General features: G+C 71.9%; 18 protein-coding genes and 2 pseudogenes. 11 read left to right on the forward strand and 9 right to left on the reverse strand.

The window, feature by feature from the left end; translation table 11 throughout:
* Positions 1-38: 38 nt before the first annotated feature.
* Positions 39-422, reverse strand: a complete 384-nt coding sequence (locus tag IEZ05_RS25395; protein WP_189232574.1) for a hypothetical protein — start codon at positions 420-422, stop codon at positions 39-41.
* 297 nt (positions 423-719) lie between these two features.
* On the reverse strand, positions 720-1,637 hold the full coding sequence (locus IEZ05_RS25400; protein ID WP_189232575.1) for a MurR/RpiR family transcriptional regulator: 918 nt from the start codon (positions 1,635-1,637) through the stop codon (positions 720-722).
* Positions 1,638-1,820: 183 nt separating this feature from the next.
* On the opposite strand from IEZ05_RS25400, the gene IEZ05_RS25405 reads away from it, so the two are divergent.
* Together IEZ05_RS25405 and IEZ05_RS25410 are read left to right on the forward strand one after the other, a co-directional pair.
* Complete coding sequence (locus tag IEZ05_RS25405; protein WP_189232576.1) at positions 1,821-1,982, forward strand: hypothetical protein; 162 nt, start codon at positions 1,821-1,823, stop codon at positions 1,980-1,982.
* An 88-nt stretch (positions 1,983-2,070) separates the two neighbouring features.
* Complete coding sequence (locus IEZ05_RS25410; RefSeq protein ID WP_189232577.1) at positions 2,071-2,472, forward strand: DUF3662 domain-containing protein; 402 nt, start codon at positions 2,071-2,073, stop codon at positions 2,470-2,472.
* Positions 2,473-2,525: 53 nt separating this feature from the next.
* Here IEZ05_RS25410 and IEZ05_RS25415 read toward each other — a convergent pair whose 3' ends face one another.
* Genes IEZ05_RS25415 through IEZ05_RS36840 form a run of 3 tightly spaced genes read right to left on the reverse strand, consistent with a single transcriptional unit; the run spans position 2,526 to position 7,049 of the window.
* A complete protein-coding gene (locus tag IEZ05_RS25415; RefSeq protein WP_189232777.1) occupies positions 2,526-4,151 on the reverse strand; it encodes a glycosyltransferase family 39 protein in 1,626 nt (541 codons plus the stop codon).
* A 32-nt stretch (positions 4,152-4,183) separates the two neighbouring features.
* Positions 4,184-4,864 carry a nucleoside/nucleotide kinase family protein gene (locus tag IEZ05_RS25420; protein WP_189232578.1) on the reverse strand — a complete coding sequence of 227 codons (681 nt, stop codon included), beginning with the start codon at positions 4,862-4,864 and terminating at the stop codon, positions 4,184-4,186.
* Positions 4,865-4,907: 43 nt separating this feature from the next.
* Positions 4,908-7,049, reverse strand: a complete 2,142-nt coding sequence (locus tag IEZ05_RS36840; RefSeq protein WP_268255233.1) for a TerD family protein — start codon at positions 7,047-7,049, stop codon at positions 4,908-4,910.
* Positions 7,050-7,299: 250 nt separating this feature from the next.
* Between IEZ05_RS36840 and IEZ05_RS25430 the strand changes: the two are divergent.
* Positions 7,300-7,446: pseudogene (locus tag IEZ05_RS25430) on the forward strand (FAD-dependent oxidoreductase); the annotation flags it as partial.
* A gap of 124 nt (positions 7,447-7,570) precedes the next feature.
* On the opposite strand, the gene IEZ05_RS25435 reads toward IEZ05_RS25430, so the two are convergent.
* Positions 7,571-8,104, reverse strand: a complete 534-nt coding sequence (locus IEZ05_RS25435; protein WP_189232579.1) for a GNAT family N-acetyltransferase — start codon at positions 8,102-8,104, stop codon at positions 7,571-7,573.
* On the opposite strand from IEZ05_RS25435, the gene IEZ05_RS36845 reads away from it, so the two are divergent.
* The 7 genes from IEZ05_RS36845 to IEZ05_RS25465 all read left to right on the forward strand — a co-directional run bounded on the left by IEZ05_RS36845 (position 8,103) and on the right by IEZ05_RS25465 (position 13,763).
* Positions 8,103-8,234 (forward strand): hypothetical protein, encoded by a 132-nt coding sequence (locus tag IEZ05_RS36845; RefSeq protein ID WP_268255234.1) that lies wholly within the window; start codon positions 8,103-8,105, stop codon positions 8,232-8,234. The genes IEZ05_RS25435 and IEZ05_RS36845 overlap by 2 nt on opposite strands.
* Before the next feature lie 121 nt (positions 8,235-8,355).
* The gene (locus tag IEZ05_RS25440) at positions 8,356-9,855 is read left to right on the forward strand and encodes a serine/threonine-protein kinase (RefSeq protein ID WP_229869850.1); all 1,500 of its coding nucleotides are present in this window, start codon (positions 8,356-8,358) and stop codon (positions 9,853-9,855) included.
* Between the two features lie 133 nt (positions 9,856-9,988).
* Positions 9,989-10,546, forward strand: a complete 558-nt coding sequence (locus IEZ05_RS25445) for a dihydrofolate reductase family protein (RefSeq protein ID WP_189232580.1) — start codon at positions 9,989-9,991, stop codon at positions 10,544-10,546.
* Between the two features lie 294 nt (positions 10,547-10,840).
* The gene (locus IEZ05_RS25450; RefSeq protein ID WP_189232581.1) at positions 10,841-11,230 is read left to right on the forward strand and encodes a hypothetical protein; all 390 of its coding nucleotides are present in this window, start codon (positions 10,841-10,843) and stop codon (positions 11,228-11,230) included.
* Positions 11,231-11,314: 84 nt separating this feature from the next.
* Positions 11,315-11,881: a hypothetical protein gene (locus IEZ05_RS25455; protein WP_229869851.1), complete on the forward strand. Its 567-nt coding sequence runs from the start codon at positions 11,315-11,317 to the stop codon at positions 11,879-11,881.
* Positions 11,882-11,974: 93 nt separating this feature from the next.
* Complete coding sequence (locus IEZ05_RS25460) at positions 11,975-12,499, forward strand: GNAT family N-acetyltransferase (RefSeq protein ID WP_189232582.1); 525 nt, start codon at positions 11,975-11,977, stop codon at positions 12,497-12,499.
* 397 nt (positions 12,500-12,896) lie between these two features.
* Positions 12,897-13,763, forward strand: coding sequence for an SGNH/GDSL hydrolase family protein (locus IEZ05_RS25465; protein WP_189232583.1), 867 nt, complete (start codon positions 12,897-12,899; stop codon positions 13,761-13,763).
* 116 nt (positions 13,764-13,879) lie between these two features.
* Here IEZ05_RS25465 and IEZ05_RS25470 read toward each other — a convergent pair whose 3' ends face one another.
* Complete coding sequence (locus IEZ05_RS25470; RefSeq protein WP_189232584.1) at positions 13,880-14,287, reverse strand: hypothetical protein; 408 nt, start codon at positions 14,285-14,287, stop codon at positions 13,880-13,882.
* A 58-nt stretch (positions 14,288-14,345) separates the two neighbouring features.
* Here IEZ05_RS25470 and IEZ05_RS25475 point away from each other — a divergent pair, with 58 nt between their 5' ends.
* On the forward strand, positions 14,346-14,837 hold the full coding sequence (locus tag IEZ05_RS25475) for an HIT family protein (RefSeq protein ID WP_189232585.1): 492 nt from the start codon (positions 14,346-14,348) through the stop codon (positions 14,835-14,837).
* 148 nt (positions 14,838-14,985) lie between these two features.
* Here the strand turns inward: IEZ05_RS25475 and IEZ05_RS25480 are convergent, their stop codons facing one another.
* Positions 14,986-16,407, reverse strand: a complete 1,422-nt coding sequence (locus IEZ05_RS25480; RefSeq protein WP_189232586.1) for a cellulose binding domain-containing protein — start codon at positions 16,405-16,407, stop codon at positions 14,986-14,988.
* Positions 16,404-18,074: pseudogene (locus tag IEZ05_RS25485) on the reverse strand (beta-N-acetylhexosaminidase). Before IEZ05_RS25485 ends, IEZ05_RS25480 begins: the two are co-directional and overlap by 4 nt.
* Positions 18,075-18,105: the final 31 nt, after the last annotated feature.

Genomic DNA, 18,105 nt, shown 5'->3' on the forward strand with positions numbered 1-18,105 from the left:
CTCCCGGAGTGACCGTCCCGCGCCACCGAGGGCGCGGGTCAGCGCCCGGCCGCACCCCGCTCCACCAGGGCCTCGGTGACCGCGCGCACGCTGCGCGCGATGTGCTGCAACTGCTGCAGTTCCGCCGCGTAGAGCTTGATCGTGTGCTCGATGACCGACTCGGGCAGGCCGAGCCGCGGCAGGTCGGCCCGGGCGGTCTGCAGGGCCGTACGGGCCACCCGGAGCTCGTGCTGGACCTGGATCTGCGCATGGCGGGCGAGCAGGACGGGATGCCGGATCAGTGCCGGGTAACCGGCGTAACGGGCCGGCACCAGCTCGCGCAGCCACTTGGCCGCCGAGCGCTCCCAGTCGTAGCTGCCGGGGCTCTTGACCTGGCACGGCCAGTCCGGGCTGATGCGCGTGGTCGTCAGGGGCATGATCATCGCTTCCGGGTGTGCGGCGTCGACGGGGTGCTGCGACGTTGTGAGGCGGCCCCGGCCTAGGGGATGACCGGGACCGCCGCGGGCGCTCGCGCAGGCGATGCCCGACCGAACACCCGGGGCGCCGGAGCGGGTAGGAGTCGGCGGCCAAGGTGTTCGCGCAGGTGCGGTCGCGATCCGGGCGTCCGGGTCGCGATCCGTGAGCAGTATTTATATATGCCATCTGCTTTGCAAGACGTATGAAAACATTCATGCCTGCTTTGACGGCGCCCGGGCGCCCGGCGGCCGGGAGAGGGGGAGTCAGTCCCGCAGGAAGAAGTGGTGCTGCTCGGCGATCTGCTCGTACTCCTCCAGCCGGGCCTGTGTCCGTTCCGGATCGGCGTCGGTCATGGCCTGGAGCAGCGCCGCGCACATCACGCCCGGCGCCGCGTACGAGTCGAAGACCAGCCGGGACCCCGTGCCGGTGGCGAAGGCGATGTCGGCCTCGTCGACCACCGGTCCGAGCGCCAGGTCGGTGATCAACGCGACCTTGAGCCCGGCCCCGCGGGCCACCCGGACGGCGTTGAGGGTCTCCTGGGCGTGCCGGGGCAGGGAGAAGGCCAGCACCCAGGTCCCGCCCGCCTCCCGGGACTGCAGCAGGGCGTCGTAGGCGACGCTGCCGCCGCGGGTGACCAGCCTGACGTCGGGGTGGACGCGGCGGGCGGCGTAGGCGAAGTACTCGGCGAGCGACACGGAGATGCGCAGCCCGAGGACGGTCAGCGGCGCCGACGCGGCCAGTTTCCGGCCGGTCTCGATGACCTGCCCGGGGTCGGCGAAGTCGCGCCGCAGGTTCTCCAGGTTCTCGATCTCGGCGTCGACGGCCGCCTGCAGTTCGTTGCCGCCGTTCTCCTCGGCCGGGGTGCCGCCGCGGCCGCCCAGCGCGATCGACTGGAGCCGCTCCCGCAGCGCCGGGTAGCCGCTGAAGCCGACCGCCGACGCGAACCGCGTCACCGACGGCTGGCTCACGCCGACGCGGTCGGCGAGATCCGTGATCGACAGGAACGCCGCCTCGGTGAGGTTCTCGATGAGGTACTGGGCGATGCGCCGCTGGCCCGGGGAGAGCCGGGGGCGGTCGAACAACGTCCTCAGCTGGGACGTGGGGGAGACCTCCGTTTCCGGGGCCGTCCGTCCCGAGGTGATCGCCGATGCCTGCGCGCGTGCCTGCTGCGGCGATGGCACGGGTGCGCCTCCTTTGTCTCCCACGGAGGTCAACATAGCCCACCGGCCGCGCCCGTACGGGCCCTGTCCAGGGCGATCGGGGCCCGCGCGCACGGGCATCCCGTCCCGCGGGGGATAGCACCGCGCCGGGCGGGAACCCGCCGCCACGGAAGAACCCGACACCAGCGACGAGGAGCCCCCGTCATGACCGTCCCGGAAGAGAACCGGCCGAAGACCGACACCACCGACGACGTTCTCGACCAGCGCGACGAGAACGCCCCGCGCCCGCCCGGTGGCACCGGCCGGACCATGCGCGAGGCCCTGGAAGAGGCCCACGTGCGCCCCGACGACTACGACGAGGAGTGACCGCGCCGCGGCCGCGCGCCGAGCGCGCGTCCCCCACGGCATCCGATCCCGAGAAGCATCCGACCCCGAACACCGGCAGGTGACACGCATGGGCGCCATCAGCGCGCTGGAGAAGGCCCTGGAGAACCGCTGGGAAGCGCTGTGGGCGCGGGTACTCGACAAGGAACCCGTCGAGATCCTCGACGCCCTGCGCACCGAGTGCGACAACAACGCCGTGGTCTGCGCCGAAGGCCGGGTCATGGTCCCCAACGCCTACGACGTCGAGCTCGACGAGGTCGTCCACGAGGAACTGACGCGTCGTGACGGCCGGGTGGGCCAGGTGCTCACCGACAGCCTGGTCCGGCACGCCGAGCGGCGCGGCTACGAGTGGGCGGGCCCGCTGGCGGTGCACGTCGGCAAGTCCGCCGATGTGCCCAACGGCCGCTACCGCGTGGCGAGCGGCGTGCTGCCCCACGTCAGCGCCGAGGAATTCCCGAAGGCGGCGTCCTAGCGGCGCGCGCCCGGCGGTCGCGCGCGTCGCACGCCGTGCACGTCGCGCGCGGCTCATCGGCGGTAGACCGTGATCGAGTGGCCGACGTCGTCGACGGGCCGGCTGCTGTCGATCAGCGCCGCCAGCCGCCCCGTCGCCTTGGCCGCCGCCGAGTCGGAGACGACCAGCAGCCCGCGCACCTCACGCGCGGGCACCGACCGCGGGTCGGCGGCCTCGATGCCGTAGTGGGACGGTACGCCGCTGCCCTTGTAGACCAGCCAGACCCGCTCGCCCGGGTACCGCTCGCGCAGCCGGTCGGCGAGGCGGCCCAGGTCCTGGCCCCAGTCCACGGCCGAGTCGTGCAGCAGCAGCCGGGTCCTGGCCGGCCCGCCGAACGCCTCGTTGGCGTACGGCAGGTAGTACGGGTACGTCCGCACCGAGCTGACCGCGACGAACGCCACCAGCGCGAGCGTCGCGGCCGGCGCCCACCGCACCCGCGCCGCCAGGACAGACCCCGCCGCCACCGCGAGGAGCATCGGCAGGATCAGCGCGTACCGGGTGCCGAAGTTCCGCGAGCCCGCCATCGCGGACGCCAGCAGCACGACGGCCGGCAGCAGCAGGTACGGCGCGGCCGGCCGCAGCCGGCGTACCGCCACCACGGCGACGGACCCGGCGGCCCACAGGGCGAGCGCGCCCAGCGGCGTCTTCACCAGGAGCGCGGCCGGCAGGTAGTACCACAGCGACCCCGTGTACAGCCGGCCGAACAGGAAGCCCTGCCACGGGTGGCCCTCCAGGCCGAACTGCAGCCGCATCCCGTCCCGGTAGGCCTCCGGGAACGGCAGCAGGTCCACCACGACGCCCTTGAGGCCGGGCACGCCGGGCAGCGCCTGACCGGGTGTGCCACGCAGCCGCGGATCGACCGCCAGGTACGTGGCCCACACGACGGCGATCGCGGTCACCGCCACGACGAGGGCGCCCGCCGCCGCCCGAACCGCCCTGCGCCCGCGCACCCGTGACCCGGTCGACAGGGCGGCCAGGACCAGCAGCACCGGCACCGCGGGCAGGGTGCTGGCCCGGGTCGCCAGGGCGGCCCCCAGCGCGGCCCCGGCGAGCGGCAGGTACAGCCGTGGGCGGTCCCGGGCGCGCCACAGCAGCCACACCGACGTCAGCACGAAACCGGCGGCGGGCGCGTCGAGGGTGGCGAGCGAGCCGTGGGCGACGACGTCGGGGGAGAAGGCGTACAGGGCGAGCGCCGCCAGGCCGCCCGCGCGGCCGGCGAGTTCGCGGGCGAACGCGAACACCACCAGCCCGAACAGCAGGGTCAGCGCGATCACCGGGAGCCGCGCCCAGAGCATGAGCCGCCACGGGTCGTTGCCCGACTCGTACAGCAGATGCCGTCCCCATGCGCTCTGGCCGCCCTCGAAGGAGGGGTCGACGCGCGGACCGGCGAGCGCGACGCCCGCGCCGACGACCAGCTTTCCCAGCGGCGGGTGTTCGGGGTTGTAGCGCAGACGGTGCTCCCGCACATAGTCGGCGGCGGCCCCCACGTACACGGGTTCGTCGATCGTCGGCGTCTGCCGCACGGCCGTGGTCACCATGGCGAACGCCATCTGGGCGAGCAGCACGGCCACGAGCACCGGCACCGTCCACGGCCCCGCGCACCGGCGCCACCGGGTGTCCGACCGCTCCTCGTCCGTCATGCCCACCGGTACGTCGTGCGAGGCGGCGGAGTTCAGCGCGGCGGGGCGAGGCGGGTCAGTGCCGTTTCCGGTACGACGAGGTCGGCGCGGTCGCGGGTCGCGGTCACCAGGTCGGCGTTGCGCTGGTCGGTGCCGAGCACCCAGGCCACCGCGTCCTCGGGGGACTTGCCGAACTCCTCGTGCCGGGCCACCAGTCGGCGGACCCGCTCCTCCTCGGGCACCTCGCAGAACCACACCTCGTCGAGCCAGGACCGCACCCGCCTCCACGCACCGGTGCCCAGCAGAAGGTAGTTGCCCTCCGTCACGACCAGCCGGGCCGTCGGCGGCACCGGGACGGCCCCGGCGAGCGGCTGCTCCAGTTCCCGCTCGAAGCCGGGCGCGTAGACGGTGTCCCCCGCGTCCCCTCCGCCGTCGGTCCCCTGCTCGCGCAGGCGGCGCAGCAGTGCCGCGTACCCGGCCGCGTCGAAGGTGTCCGGTGCGCCCTTGCGGTCCCGGCGGCCGAGCCGGTCCAGTTCGGCGTCGGCGAGGTGGAAGCCGTCCATGGGGACGTGCGCGGCCCACGTCCCGTCCGTCCCGTTCAGCTCCCGCACCAGGGCCTCGGCGAGCGTCGACTTCCCGGCGCCGGGACTCCCGGCGATGCCGAGGATCGCGCGCCGTCCGCCGCGCGGGAGGGCACGGGCCCGGGTGAGCAGGTCGTCGAAGGTCAGCGGCACACCGCAGAGTGTGCCACTCGGCGCTCCTTCGTCGTCCGCCGGCTCACACCCGGGGCTCCATGGCCCAGCGGCCGGACGTCCGGATCTGGAGATACCCGCTCGGAATGCGCTGCAGACCGGAAGCCGTACTGATCCGGCGTACCGGTTCCAGGCGTTCGTCCAGTTCCCACAGCACCGGCAGGGTGGCCCCGCCGAGCGCGTCGTGCTGGATCATGACCTCGGTCCCGGGTCCGACGTGGCGTACGACTCCGTAGCCCTGGCCCTCGACGGGCGCCCGGTCCAGCACCGGCACGGTGGCGAGGGCGGCCGGCTCGATCCGCCAGCCGCTCTCGTCGGTGGCCCAGACCTGGACGTAGCAGTAGCCCGCCTGCGTCACCCACAGCGGCCCGGTGACCGGTCGGCGGCGCGTGGTGTCGGCGGAGATCTTCGACCGGCCGTCGGCCTGGACCGTACGCGTGGTCACCACCTGGTCGCCGGAGACGGTCCGGCACAGGCCGAGCAGGGCGGGCGGCCCCTCGTAGCGGAAGACCGTGCTGCCCCGGCCCTCGGCCGGTCCGGTGAGCAGGGGCGCCTGTTCCACCGGCAGCAGGCGCAGGCTCCAGCCGGCCACGTCCGCCAGCCGCAGCCGCACCTGGGACTCGCCCTTGGTGAACAGCAGGGTGCGGCCGTGCTCCCCGTGGCGGTAGCCCTGCACCAGTTCCTCTTCGTCGTCGTACTCGTCGACCAGCAGCAGCCGGTGGCCGAGGCCGCCGCTGCTGCCCGGGCAGGCGTACTCCAGCAGGGCCGGCCGCCCCGGGGTCGGGTTGACCAGCGTGAGCGTCTTCTCGCCGCTGCCGGTGTAGGCGCCGGCGGCCTGTGCGGCGGCCTGGTCGGGCACGTGCAGGGGGCGGGCGCCGAGCTGCCAGGCGCCGTCGGCCTCGAGGAGCAGCAGGAGCGGGCCGTCGGCGATCGGGACCGTCTGCCGCAGCGGGTCGGTGTCGTTGACCAGCAGGTCGCGGTCGTCGAGGTCGTGCAGGCGGGACGCCTCCAGGCTCCACAGGCCGAAGTAGCCGCCGCCGTCCTCGTCGCCGGCGAAGTCCACGTCCAGGTCGGCCACGGGCCCGGTGTAGGCGACGACCTCGGGGCCGTACCCCTGGAGGGGGCCGGGGCCCAGGCGACGGAGCACCGACAGGGGCTGCACGAGCACCGTCCAGTCGTTGTCCGCCTCCACGCGCAGCCGCAGGGGGCGGTCCTTCGGGGGCTGGACCAGGACCCGGCCGCGGAAGTCGCGCAGAGTGGAGTTGAACAGCAGGTCGTCGTCCTTGTTGCGACGGTTGAGGGTGTGCAGGCCGAAGTAGCCCTCGCCCTGGTGCCAGGCCTCGACGACGACCGGCCCCGGCGGCAGGGGCGCGTCCACGGAGACCACGCCGTTGCCCTGCCCGCGCTGGGTGTACGGGGGGAATTCGGGGCCGAAGGAGTGGGGCACGGCGTCCGCCGGGGCGGGGGCGGGGGCGGGGGCTGCGGCCGTGAACGGCGGTGCGACGTGCGGTGCGGCCGGTGCGGGGTGCGCCATCGGGGCGGCGAGCGTCGGGGACGGGGCGGGCGCGACATACGCCGGGGCCGGGCTCGGGGCCTGAGGCGGCGGGACGGGTGCTGGGGTCTGCTGGACCGGCGGAGCCGGTTCCGCCACGGCTATGCCGAAGTCCGTGGCCAGACCCGCCAGTCCGGACGCGTAACCCTGGCCCACCGCCCGGAACTTCCACTGCCCGTTCCTGCGGTAGAACTCCCCGAGCACGAACGCCGTCTCGTTCTGCGCGTCGTTCACCGCGTAGTGAGCCACCACCGCGCCGTCGGCCGTCAGGGCCTGTACGTGCAGCCCGGGTACCTGGCCGAAGACCCCGCCGTCGCAGGATCCGGCGATGAGCACCCGCTGCACGGCGGGCTCCACGCGCGGCAGGTCCACCTCCAGCCACTCGGCGAGCTGCCCGCCCCCTTCGGCCGTACCCGCGTGGCGTACGGCCCCCGACGGATGCGCGGGCTGGTTGTAGAAGACGAGGTCGGCATCGCCGCGCACCTTGCCGGCGGCGTCGAGCAGCAGGGCGGAGGCGTCCACGGCCGGCGCGCCCGGAACGTTGTGCCGACAGACCGCGACCCGCAGGAGAGCTGCGGGGACAGGGGTGTTGGCGCCCTTGGTGATGTGCGTCATGAGGCACATGGTGACAGTGAAGAAGCTGTGTAGTCGATGGTGGGGGCAAGTGGAGACCGCTGCTCCGGAAGATCCAGTCGGCAGGCTGGTGTGTGGTGCACGTCACCTTCGGGTCATGTCACGTCCGGGCCGCCTGCTCCCATCCGGGGTGTCAGCAAGCGAGCCGAGGAGGACCGAAGTGAGCGCACGGCAGGAGACCGGCACGGCGACCGCGCACCGAGTGGTGATTCTGGGAGCGGGATACGCGGGCATGGCCGCGGCCGTTCCGCTGGCGGCCCGGGTGAAGCGGCGCGAGGACGTGCGGGTGACCGTGGTGAACGCGCAGGAGCGCTTCACCGAGCGCATGCGGCTGCACATGACGGCGACCGGGCAGCGGCTCGCCGAGCTGAGCGCGCCGTCACGGACGGCACCGCCTACGACATCGGAACGGGGTGAGCGGCAGAGGGGGGCCGCCCGGACTTCGGTACCCGGGCCCGACGACGGTTTCCGTCATCTCACGGCCCGTTGACGGCCGAGCCGGTTCAGGCCTGGAACTCGGTGAGATCGATGGCGTGAACGCGCAGCGGATAGCCGTACACCGGGTGGGCCGTCTCGCGTTCCGGCACCATGCCGAGCTTGCGGATGACGTTCTCGGAGGCGTCGTCACCCACCTGGTTGATGCTGATGACGCGGTCGAGGCCACGGTCCTGGAGTGCGAACTCCAGCGTGGCCTGGGCCGCTTCGGACGCGTATCCCTGGCCCCAGAACGGTGAGCCGAGCCGCCAGCTGATCGCCACGGCGGGCAGCACCTCCGGCAGGAATTCGGGCACGGACAGACCTGTGAAGCCGGCCAGCTCTCCCGAGGCCAGCAGCTCGACGGCGAAGAGCCCGAAGCCCTCCTCGTCCCACTCCTCCTCCCACCTCTCGATGGACTCCGCCGTGTGGTCCAGGTCGTGCACCGAGCCGTCGTCGATCCAGTGCATGACCCGCGGGTCCGCGTTGATGTCCGCCATCGGCGCGAGGTCGTCGTCGTGCCAGCGGCGGAGAAGGAGGCGGGGGGTGCGGATCTCGGTCATGGGGCCCATCCTGCCGCAGGGGCCGCGCCTCATCGCGGTGGGCTCCCTGTTCGGCATGGGCGTGGCGCGCCGGGCGGAGCAGGTACCCGCGGGGTCTCGTGGCAAGGCCGCCCTCACCGGGAGCCGTTGAGGTGCCCCCCCGCTCTTCGAGGCGACGCGGGATATGCCGCCTCTCTCTGGGTACCTGAGCCCAGCGGTGCGCCGGCCACGGCTCACCACGGGTGTGCGACCCCGATGCGGTGGGAGAGGGAATGAGGATTCGCGAGTCGGCCCGGGTCATGGTTTCCCGATGCTCCGCCGAGGTCTTGAGCGGCCGGTACCGTCTCGACGGTCTCCTCGGTTCCGGCGGAGCCGCGGACGTCCATCGCGGTTTCGACCTGCGGCTGCGGCGACCGGTGGCGGTCAAGGTCTTCCGGCCCGACACCGGTGCCGACCTCGGGGACGACGTGCACAGCGAAGCAGTGATCCTGGCCCGGCTGCACCATCCCGGACTCGTCACCGCCTACGACGCGGGCCGGCACAACGGACGTGTCTTCCTGGTCATGCAACTGATCGAGGGCAGCACGCTGAAGAACCGCATCGCCATGGCCCCCTTGTCTCCCGCGGAGACCGCCGAACTCGGCGCCGGCCTCGCCGAGGCGCTGGCTCACGCACACGACGAGGGGATCGTCCACCGGGACGTCAAACCGTCCAACATCCTCCTGGACGCCTCCCACCGCCCCTACCTGACCGACTTCGGCATCTCCCGACTCCTGGACGCCACCACCCGCACCGCCACCGGCACCCTCACCGGCACGGCCGCCTACCTCTCGCCTGAGCAGGTCCTCGGCCGGCCCGTCGGCCGACCCGCCGACATCTACGCCCTCGGCCTCGTGCTCCTGGAGTGCCTCACGGGCAGGCTCGAGTACGACGGCGGCCCCCTGGAGGCCGCGATCGCACGACTGCACCGCCGGCCCGCCCTGCCTCAGCACTTGCCGGTACGACTGGCAGACGTACTGCGGAACATGACGGACCTGGACGAGCTGAACCGCCCGACAGCCCACGACTGCGCCCGCATACTGGCGGGGGTGGCCGAGACGTCCCTCCCGGCGGCAACGGGCCCGGTAGCGCACTCCACGAGCCTGGTCGCCGACCACGGACCCTCGCAGACGGCCGACCGCACCCACAGGAATGTGCTGCCCGGCAGGGAGCAGACCGCTCCGCGCCCCACGCCCGCGCGAAGGCGCCCCCTCGTGGCCGGCGCGACCGTTGCACTCGCCGCCGTCATGGCAACCGCCTTCGCCGTCACCGACGACTCCGCGCCCCAGGGCGAGGACCGGAGCGCACCCAAGGTCACGAGCGGTCCCACGGCGGAAGCGGGCGCTCCTCGCGGCGCAGGACCGTCGGAGACGGCCACCACGCCCGCCCCGGCGCAGCCGTCCGACCGCGGCGCCTCTGTCGGCACGTCCCCCGACGACACCCCCGGCGACGAAATTCCCCCCGCTTCACACGGACCGCACCGGCAATCCGCCGTCGACGCGGCGGCCACACACGGTTCCCCGGCCACGACGGCGCCGCCCACGCCGCCCGCCACGGACTCACCCACCGCGGCACCCAAGGACAGCGGGGCACCCCAGACCCAGCGCCGCCCCCCGGGCCATGCCAAGAAGGCGGAGAAGGCGGAAAGGGCCACGAAAAAGGCACAGGAGACGACGGCCGAGGAGACGACGGCCGAGGAGACGACGGCCGAGGCGACGGCTGCGGAACGCTGACGGGAGTCGCGGAGCACTGGCCATCGTTGGAAGGTGCGCGGCAGGGCCGGCCGATCGATGAGTTCCGGGTCGTGCGGGAGTCACAATCCGCAGGACCGCCGACCGCGTGACGCGCTCGCCCCGGAGGAGACGCATGGCACAGCTCATCTACTCGATGATCACTTCGCTCGACGGCTACGCCGAGGCGGCGGAGGGCGGCCTCGGCACCGGGGCCGAGGACCCGGAGGTGCACACCTTCGTCAACGACCTCTTCCGCCCCGTGGGCACGTACCTCTACGGCCGGCGGATGTACGAGACGATGGTCTACTGGGAGACCGCGCACACCGAGCCCGGGCAGCCGCCGCACATCCTGCAGTACGCCCGCGACTGGCAGGCCGCGGAGAAGATCGTGTACTCCACGACGCTCGAGTCGGTGTCCAGTGCGAAGACCAGGATCGAGCGGACCTTCGACCCGGACGCGGTGCGCAGGCTCAAGGCCGAGGCCGATCGCGACCTCACCGTCGACGGCCCGAACCTCGCGGCCCAGGCGATCGCGGCCGGCCTGGTGGACGAGTACCACCTGTTCATCACCACGAGCGTGGTCGGCGGCGGCAAGCGGTTCTTCCCCGACGGCGTCCGCCTCGACCTCGAGCTGGTTGAGGAGCGTGCCTTCGACAGCGGTCTGATCTACGCGCGCTACCGGACCCGCTGAGCGGGGGCCGGCCGGATGAAGGAGGCCGGTTCGTGGCGTGGGGGGTCAGCTTTCCGGCAACGTCTCCCGTACTTGTTCCTTCATGACCATGCCACCACCCCTCGAACGGTGATCTCACGTGGACCACCCCGTAGGCGATCAGCGAGCGTGGGACGGTGCTCCTCCAGGATGCCGTCGGTCGTCGCATAGAGTGCCGTCGCGAGGGTGTCCGCGTCGTGCGCCACAAAACGATTCCGGAAACCCTCGTTCTCGTCTCCGCAGGCACCCCTTGGACCACACCACCAGGAGGAACCGGTGTCGTACCCGCAACTGCTCACGCCGGAGGAGAAGCTCGCCGACGCGAAGAAGCAGCTGAGCCTCCCGCGTATCGTCGTGATCTGCGGCTCCACCCGCTTCATGACCGAGATGACCGAGGCCGAAGTGCGGGAGACCAAAGCCGGAAGGATTGTCGTCAAACCGGGCTGTGACATGAAGTCGCCGCACGAACTCTGGTCCTCTCCTGGAGAGGCCGAGGAGCTGAAGGCGCGACTCGACGATCTGCACCGGGCGAAGATCCGGCTCGCTGATGAGGTGCTCGTAGTCGGCGACTACATCGGAGACAGCACCCGAGCCGAAATCGCGTACGCCCGCTCGCTGGGCAAGCCCGTGCGGTTCACGCACCCCGAAGTCGACCCTGACGCCTGACCGCCCTCTGCCGGGGCTCTGGCAGACTCCTGGCGTCGATGTGGTCCATGTCCGCCGGGCGAGAACCATCGGCGGTTGGGAGGCATGCCGGTGTGCAAGGTGGATCACGAGGCCGCAGCGGTGGCCGCAACAGCAGTTCTGACAGCGGCCCATCCTCACCTGACGGACGAGGCTTCCTCGCATCCGGCACTGGCAGGTTGCGAGGACGTGGAGTGGTCGGCCGTTCCTGGGTGCCCCGTCGATGTCCCGGTCGTCCTGCGCGGACTGCTCGATCCCGACGCGGCTGAGACGGCCGAACGAGCCCTGGACTGGCTCGTGATGTCAGGACCGATGTCCATCAGCGCCGTGATGCCCTCGGTCCTCCCGTACTTGCTGCGACTGACTGCCGATCCATCGACCCCACGCCGGAACGAGTTGTTCGGGCTCGTGCTCATAGCCGCCGCCCTGTCCGCACCGACCGACCCCGACAACGCGTGGGACATGGCGGTCGGCGGTCTTGAAAAGGACCACCCTGAACGGGCGCTCTGCCGAGCCGCGTTCGTTGCCGACGCGGCATGGGTGCGGCGTCTACTGGCCGACGACGCATTGCTGACCGGCCTTCACCTGGGCGAGGACGATCGGGCGTCACTGGTCCAGGCGGCCGGACTGTAACGCGCGAAACGACAGCGACGGCGGCGAGCCCGGTCGGCGCCGACGCACGGCACCAGGCGGAGAAATCCGTTGTGGTCCCCTCGCCGCGGTCCCATGCTTCAGGGCGTGACCACTGAAGACGACTCCGCCGACGCCACCACCGTCACCCTGCCTGTCACCGTGCGCGATCTGCTGCCCCAGGATCTGCCGGCGTGCACCTGGTCCGGCTCGGCCACCCACCTACGCCACGTGGAGCGAGAGCTGGCGCGCACTGCGTCGGGCGAGGTGGACTACCTGGCGGTATGCACTCCGGTGGATCTGCCGGTGGCGATCGGCGGCATCGACTACCAGGTCTCCGAGGGAGCCGGGACCTTGTGGCAGCTCGCCGTGCTGCCGGCGCTGCAGTCCCGCGGCTTGGGAACGCTGCTCGTCCGTGCTGCCGAACAGCGGATCCGGCACCGTGGACTGCGCAGGGCCGAACTCGCCGTTGAGGAGGACAACCCCCGAGCGCGCTCGCTGTACGAGCGACTGGGCTACGTCGCATACGGCCGCGCCCCGGACGCCTGGAACGAGGAAGCTCCCGACGGGTCGATCCGCCGCCACGAGACGATGTGCGTTCTCCTGCGGAAGGACCTCTGAGCCGCCGTCCAGCGGCCGTCCGCTGCCCGGAGCGGTGACCGAATGCCGCGCCGCCGGCCCGTCGCGTACCCGGCTGCCGTGCCGATCGTACTTCTCGCGGTGGAAGGGTTCACCGCGGGGAGCCGACCACGGAACCTCGACAGCGGCGTCCCGAATTCCCGTGGGAGAGGCGGCCCGGCAGTCGCCGACCCGGTCTCACTTCGCGACGGTCCGGCTTCCCGAAGCGGCGGAACCGGCAGCGGCCAAGGCGCCGGACGACGAGTCCGGACAAGCAGCACTGACCAGGCCGGACAGCATCAGGACTGTCCGGGACAGGAACAGGCTGTTGCCCCTCTGCTGCGGCGGCTGGCAAACCTGTGTCGTCACTGGCGAATTGGTCACAAGGAAAGGATCAGTAGTGGCGAGATCAGCTATCGGCGGGCGGGCCGTCCTCGGCCTCGTGGCCCTCTTGGTGTCGGCCGCTCTGACGGCTCCGGCTGCGGCGGCAGGGACGGAGGCCGAGGCCCTCAGGTACGTGGCGCTGGGTGACTCGGTGGCAGCCGGCATCGGGGCCGGTTCACCGGACGCGGAATCCTCCAACTGCTATCTCGACGAAGAGGCCGGGATCAGGGTTCCGAACTCGACGCTCTCCTACCCGAACCGTGTCGCGAAGGCACTCGGCGCGACCCTGGTCGACAGGTCCTTCTGCGGGGCGAGCAGCACCGCGGTGAAGGCGCAGGCGACGGCGGTCACCAGGGCCACCGATCTCGTGACCGTGCAGGCCGGTTCGAACGACTTCGGCTTCTCCGATCCCCTGAGGTTCTGCTATCTCTGGAACCCGCCGCGGACCGGTGCGTGCAACGAGCGGATCAACACGGTCACCAGGAAGTACCGGGACATCCTTCCCGACAGGATCGAGAAGCTCTTCGACAGGATCGACAAGCGCAAGGGCGCCGGCACCCAGGTGGTCGTGGTGGGCTACCCGCACGTCGTCCAGGCAGAGTCGACCCCCCTGTGCTTCGCCGACGGGGCCTGGCCGGACAGCACCCACCAGGCACTGCGCCGTGCCGCCGACACCCTCAATGCGGTGCTCGCCTCCAAGGCGAGGGCACACGGCTACGACTTCGTCGACCCTGCGGCCTCGTTCACCAACCATGAGAGTTGCGGCGACCCGGCGTGGGTCAACGGCATCCGCCCTCTCTCCCGGCAGGTCGAGTCGTTCCACCCCAACGCCACCGGGCAGAAGGCGCTCGGCTGGCTCGTCTGGCAGTACGTGAAGCCGTAGTGCCGGCGGCCCTGGGGTGCATGTGGTGTCACGGCAGCCCGGGGCCGCCTTGCTCCAGGAGCCGGCCCGGACGAGGAAGAGCGCCGGTCGGCGTGCCGAAGGTTCCTGGCCCCCGATTACGCGTCCGCTTCCCCCTTCTCGCGTGCGGCGAGTTCCTGCAGACGGGCCAGTTCGGCCGCGTGCTCGCTCACCCGCACACCCAGGAGCCCGTAGGTGACAAGCACCGCGCCCGCTACGGACAGGGGCACCGACAGACCGAGCACGGCCAGCGCCTCGGGCCAGTCCCGTTCGTCGCCGCAGGGATCCTCGGTCCGTCCGTTGTTGGCGGTCCCCTCGTCGGTGAAGAGACGGGACTCGCACTCGACGGGACGGCGCGCGTGCTCGGGTTCCACCTCGTAGGAGGTGGCGAGCAGCACGCCGCACCACACCCACAGCACAGTCGCCACGGCCAGCAGACCGAGCCCCAAGGCCCGGGCGCGTCGCCCTCGTTCACGGAAGCGCATGTCGAACACCTGTGGATGCATGACGGCTGAACCTAGCAGCCGCCACGGAACGTGGATCCCCGGAAGGTAGGTTCCGACCGTGACTGGTGACTGGCGGACGGACCGGATCGGGACTGCGCTGAGGGGCGACAACCCGACGGTGTTGCGACGGCTGACAGCGGGGTTCGCCGTGATCGGGGACGTTCAGTTCCTGCCTGGCTACTCGGTTCTGCTCGTGGACGAGCCGGATGTACCGCGGTTGTCGGACCTGCCGAGGGCGAAGCGGCTGTCGTTCCTGTCTGACATGGACCAGCTCGGCGAGGCGGTCGAGCGTGCCTGTCGGCGGCTGGACCCGGCCTTCCGCCGGGTCAATCTGGAGATCCTCGGCAATACGGACCCGTTCCTGCATGCGCATGTCTGGCCGCGGTACGAATGGGAGCCGGCCGATGTGGTGAGCAAACCGGTGTGGCTCCATCCGCGTGAACGCTGGAGTGACGAGCAGTTCAGGCTCGGTCCGCAACACGGCGAGCTGCGGGATGCGATCAGCGGCGAACTGGATCAACTGCGCTCGGCGGGGCCCGGACATCGGTGACCGACAGCCGACGCCCACTGGTGGCCTCTGAGCGGGACGATGTCGCTGACGCGGTCGGTGAATCCTGGGGTGGGCGGCTGAAGCCGGCGGGGACGGCCCGCGTCCGCTCGGGAGGAGCGGCTGTTCCGGCCGTCCCCGCCGGGGTGGATCAGGAGGCGGGGACCTCGTCCACGAACGACGTACCGGCACTGCGGTACCCGGCGACCTTCGCCGCCACCTGGGCCGGGGTCAGTACCTGGTCCTTGACGTGCAGGACGTAGTCGACCTGCTGGTCGTAGGCGCGCGGGGTCGTCGACGTCTGGCCGTTCAGGTCGATGAGCCACTGGTTGAAGTTGATCGACATCGGCCGCTCGGGCAGGTACTGCGCGTCATGCGTGCCGAAGAGCTGCCCGTCCACGTAGTACGTGATGGCGCTGTCGTCGATGGTGACCACCAGGTCGTGCCAGCCGGCGTAGCTGGTGCGAGCCTCCGAGTGCTGGTTGACGGCCTGCCAGGGCTCGGGGTTGTAGGTCTCCCAGGACGTCGTGTACAGGATGTTCGACGGCTCACCCCACCCGCCGTTCGGCAGGTACTCGAAGTCGTACTCGGCGTAGTCGTCGGCCATCGGGGCCTTGAGGTCGTTGATGGTGAAGAACGTCTGCACCAGATGGTCCCCGTCCGGCCCCGACCTGGGGGTGTCCGAGAACTTCACTCGGGCCGCATAGGTGCCGTTCTTGAACTTCATGTCCTTGGTGAGGACCTCGGTGTGCGTGGTGGACGCGCCGGTGCCCGCCGTGGAGGTCTCCATGTTCATCACCGAGTTGCCGTTCGAGGACGCGAAGGTGACCTTGGACGGGTCCCAGGTGGCACCCGGCACTCCGGGGCCGCCGGGGTTGGAGCGCACGCTCCAGCCGTGCGCGGAGATCGCGGGGTCGCTGTGCGAGCTGTAGTCGAAGTCGTCGAACAGGGTCTTCCCGTCGCCGGGCGGGTCGGTCGGATCGGTCGGGTCCGTGGGGTCGTTGCCCTCCGGCGCCGTACCCCAGACGGTGGTGCCGCCCAGCTGTGCGGTGACCTTGGCCCAGTTCGCGTACGAGGTCTGGGCGCCGTTGAAGGAGTAGTCGTCGCTCTGGCGCAGGGTCTGCCAGTTGCTCTGGTAGAAGCGCAGCTGCATGTCCCCGGTGTCCGCGCCGGGCGCCAGGGAACCGGCTGCCGTGGTGAAGCCGATCTCCAGGTAGCGGTCGGCCGTCGCGGTCGGGTTGCTGAGGGTGCCGAACGTGCCGGTGATGACCGAGCACCCCTTGACCGCCCAGGAGCAGGCGAAGCGGTACGAGGCGCTCGGCGAGTCCGCCTTGAAGTAGTAGCGGATCTTCACCTGGCTGAGCTGCACGGCGGAGGAGCCGGTGTTGCGGACCTTGAGCCAGGGCTCCGTCTGGTCCGCGGTGGCCCCGCTCGCGCTGGTGCGGTACTGCACGCTGAGGCCGTCGGCGGCCTGCGCTGCCTGGGCGGGGAGCGCGGTCAGGGCGCCGCAGCCCAGGAGGGCGGCCAGGGCGAGCGCCGGACGGGCGCGGCCGGCGGTGGATCGGGTTCTCATCCGGTTTCCTTTCGGCAGGACTTCCGCGGGCGCGGAAGCGTCGGCGGGTGGTGCGGGGCGTGGGGGAAACGACAGCGGGAGAGGCGCGCTCAGCGGACACCACCCACGTGCGGCGGCACCGGCAGGCGGGCCGGTGGCACGTCGTGCGGGACGTTCAGGGCGTCCAGGCGGGCCCGGTGCCCCGCGAGCCGGGCGGTGAAGTCCCCTCGGCCCGACGTTCCGCCCCAGACCCGCTCGGCGAGCGCGCACAGCCGGGGGTAGAGGAGGTACTCGATGTGTTCGGGCGTCGACACGAACTCCGTCCACAACTGGCCCTGGGCGCCCAGGAGTCGAGAGGCGACTTCCGGTTCCGGCGCCGGCGGCGCGAGGTCGACGTCGTACGCCGCGCGCAGGTCGACGATCACGCCGGGCTGCGCGCGCGGTTCGCCGGGCCCGGGGCCGCGCGCGTAGTCGAAGTAGGTGGCGCGGTGGTCGGCCTGCACGGCCTGGTGGCCGCGCCGGGCCGCCGCGCGGGCGCCTCCCGGGTCCCGCCAGCTCATCACCGTGCATTCCAGGGGCAGCGGGACGCCGGTCTCGGCCCAGACCACCGGTCGGCGGCCCGCGCGCACCAGGTGTTCGGACATGCGGCCGATGAACCAGGAGTGCAGCGACCGCGGCCCCGGCAGCCCCTCGCGCGCGGCCCGCGCCCGCGCCGCCGGGCTGCGCTCCCACTCGGTGGTGGGGCACTCGTCGCCACCGATGTGCACGTACGGCGAGTCGAAGACGTCCATCACCTCGTCCAGGACGGTGCGGAAGAAGTCCAGGACGTGGTCGCCGGTGCCGAGGACGTTCTCGCACACCCCCCACTCGGTCCACACGTCGAGCCTGCGGCCCGGGTCGGTGCCCAGCTCGGGGTAGGCGGCCAGAGCGGCACGGACATGTCCCGGAACCCCGGTCTCCGGCATCACCGTCACGCCGCGCTCGGCCGCGTAGGCGACCAGCCCCCGCAGCTCCTGTCTGGTGTACGCGCCGCCGTGCGGCACCCCGTCGAAGCGGTCGCCGCCGGCCGGGCCGACCATCGACTCCGCCCGCCGGCCGCCGACCTCGGTGAGTTTCGGGTGGGCGGCCACCGGCATCCGCCAGCCCTGGTCGTCGGTGAGGTGGAGGTGGAAGACGTTCAGTTTGTGCAGGGCCATCAGGTCGATGTGGCGCCGCAGATAGGACACAGGCTGGAAGTGCCGGGCCACGTCGAGATGGGAACCGCGCCAGGAGTGGCGGGGCACGTCGGTGATCTCCACGGCGGGCAGGTCCCACACCACCCCGCGTATCGGCCGCCCGGACAGGGCCTCGTACGGCAGCAGCTGCCGTACCGTCTGCACACCGCGGAGCAGCCCGGCGGGGCGGGCGGCGCGCAGCAGGACCCCCTGCGGGCTCACCGTCAGGCCGTACCCCTCGTCGCCCAGGCCGCTCAGCGCGGCGTCGAGGGCGAGGACGAACGTGCCGTCGGGGGAGGTCTCCAGGCGCAGTCCGGTGGCCGGGGCGAGCAGGGTGCGCAGCAGGGCCGCGGCCGGTCCGGCTCCCGGGGTGACCCGCAGCCGGGTCGTGGCGTCGAGGCGGAAGCGGCCCGAGCGGGTGGACAGGCGGCGGGGGCGGGGGACGAGGGCCAGTTCGGGGCGTGGCACTTCCACGGGGCGGCTCCGGTGATCGGCGGTGCACGGC

The organism is Streptomyces flaveolus (assembly GCF_014648815.1).
GTDB lineage: Bacteria > Actinomycetota > Actinomycetes > Streptomycetales > Streptomycetaceae > Streptomyces > Streptomyces flaveolus.

Coding starts and splice junctions, on each gene's coding strand:
- IEZ05_RS36845 (WP_268255234.1), top strand. CDS start 8,103: ATGGGGCCCATCCTGCCGCAGGGGCCGCGCCTCATCGCGGTGGGCTCC.
- IEZ05_RS25440 (WP_229869850.1), top strand. CDS start 8,356: ATGAGGATTCGCGAGTCGGCCCGGGTCATGGTTTCCCGATGCTCCGCC.
- IEZ05_RS25470 (WP_189232584.1), bottom strand. CDS start 14,287: ATGCATCCACAGGTGTTCGACATGCGCTTCCGTGAACGAGGGCGACGC.
- IEZ05_RS25455 (WP_229869851.1), top strand. CDS start 11,315: ATGCCGGTGTGCAAGGTGGATCACGAGGCCGCAGCGGTGGCCGCAACA.
- IEZ05_RS25460 (WP_189232582.1), top strand. CDS start 11,975: ATGCTTCAGGGCGTGACCACTGAAGACGACTCCGCCGACGCCACCACC.
- IEZ05_RS25480 (WP_189232586.1), bottom strand. CDS start 16,407: ATGAGAACCCGATCCACCGCCGGCCGCGCCCGTCCGGCGCTCGCCCTG.
- IEZ05_RS25395 (WP_189232574.1), bottom strand. CDS start 422: ATGATCATGCCCCTGACGACCACGCGCATCAGCCCGGACTGGCCGTGC.
- IEZ05_RS25410 (WP_189232577.1), top strand. CDS start 2,071: ATGGGCGCCATCAGCGCGCTGGAGAAGGCCCTGGAGAACCGCTGGGAA.
- IEZ05_RS25445 (WP_189232580.1), top strand. CDS start 9,989: ATGGCACAGCTCATCTACTCGATGATCACTTCGCTCGACGGCTACGCC.
- IEZ05_RS25405 (WP_189232576.1), top strand. CDS start 1,821: ATGACCGTCCCGGAAGAGAACCGGCCGAAGACCGACACCACCGACGAC.
- IEZ05_RS36840 (WP_268255233.1), bottom strand. CDS start 7,049: ATGACGCACATCACCAAGGGCGCCAACACCCCTGTCCCCGCAGCTCTC.
- IEZ05_RS25435 (WP_189232579.1), bottom strand. CDS start 8,104: ATGACCGAGATCCGCACCCCCCGCCTCCTTCTCCGCCGCTGGCACGAC.
- IEZ05_RS25415 (WP_189232777.1), bottom strand. CDS start 4,151: ATGACGGACGAGGAGCGGTCGGACACCCGGTGGCGCCGGTGCGCGGGG.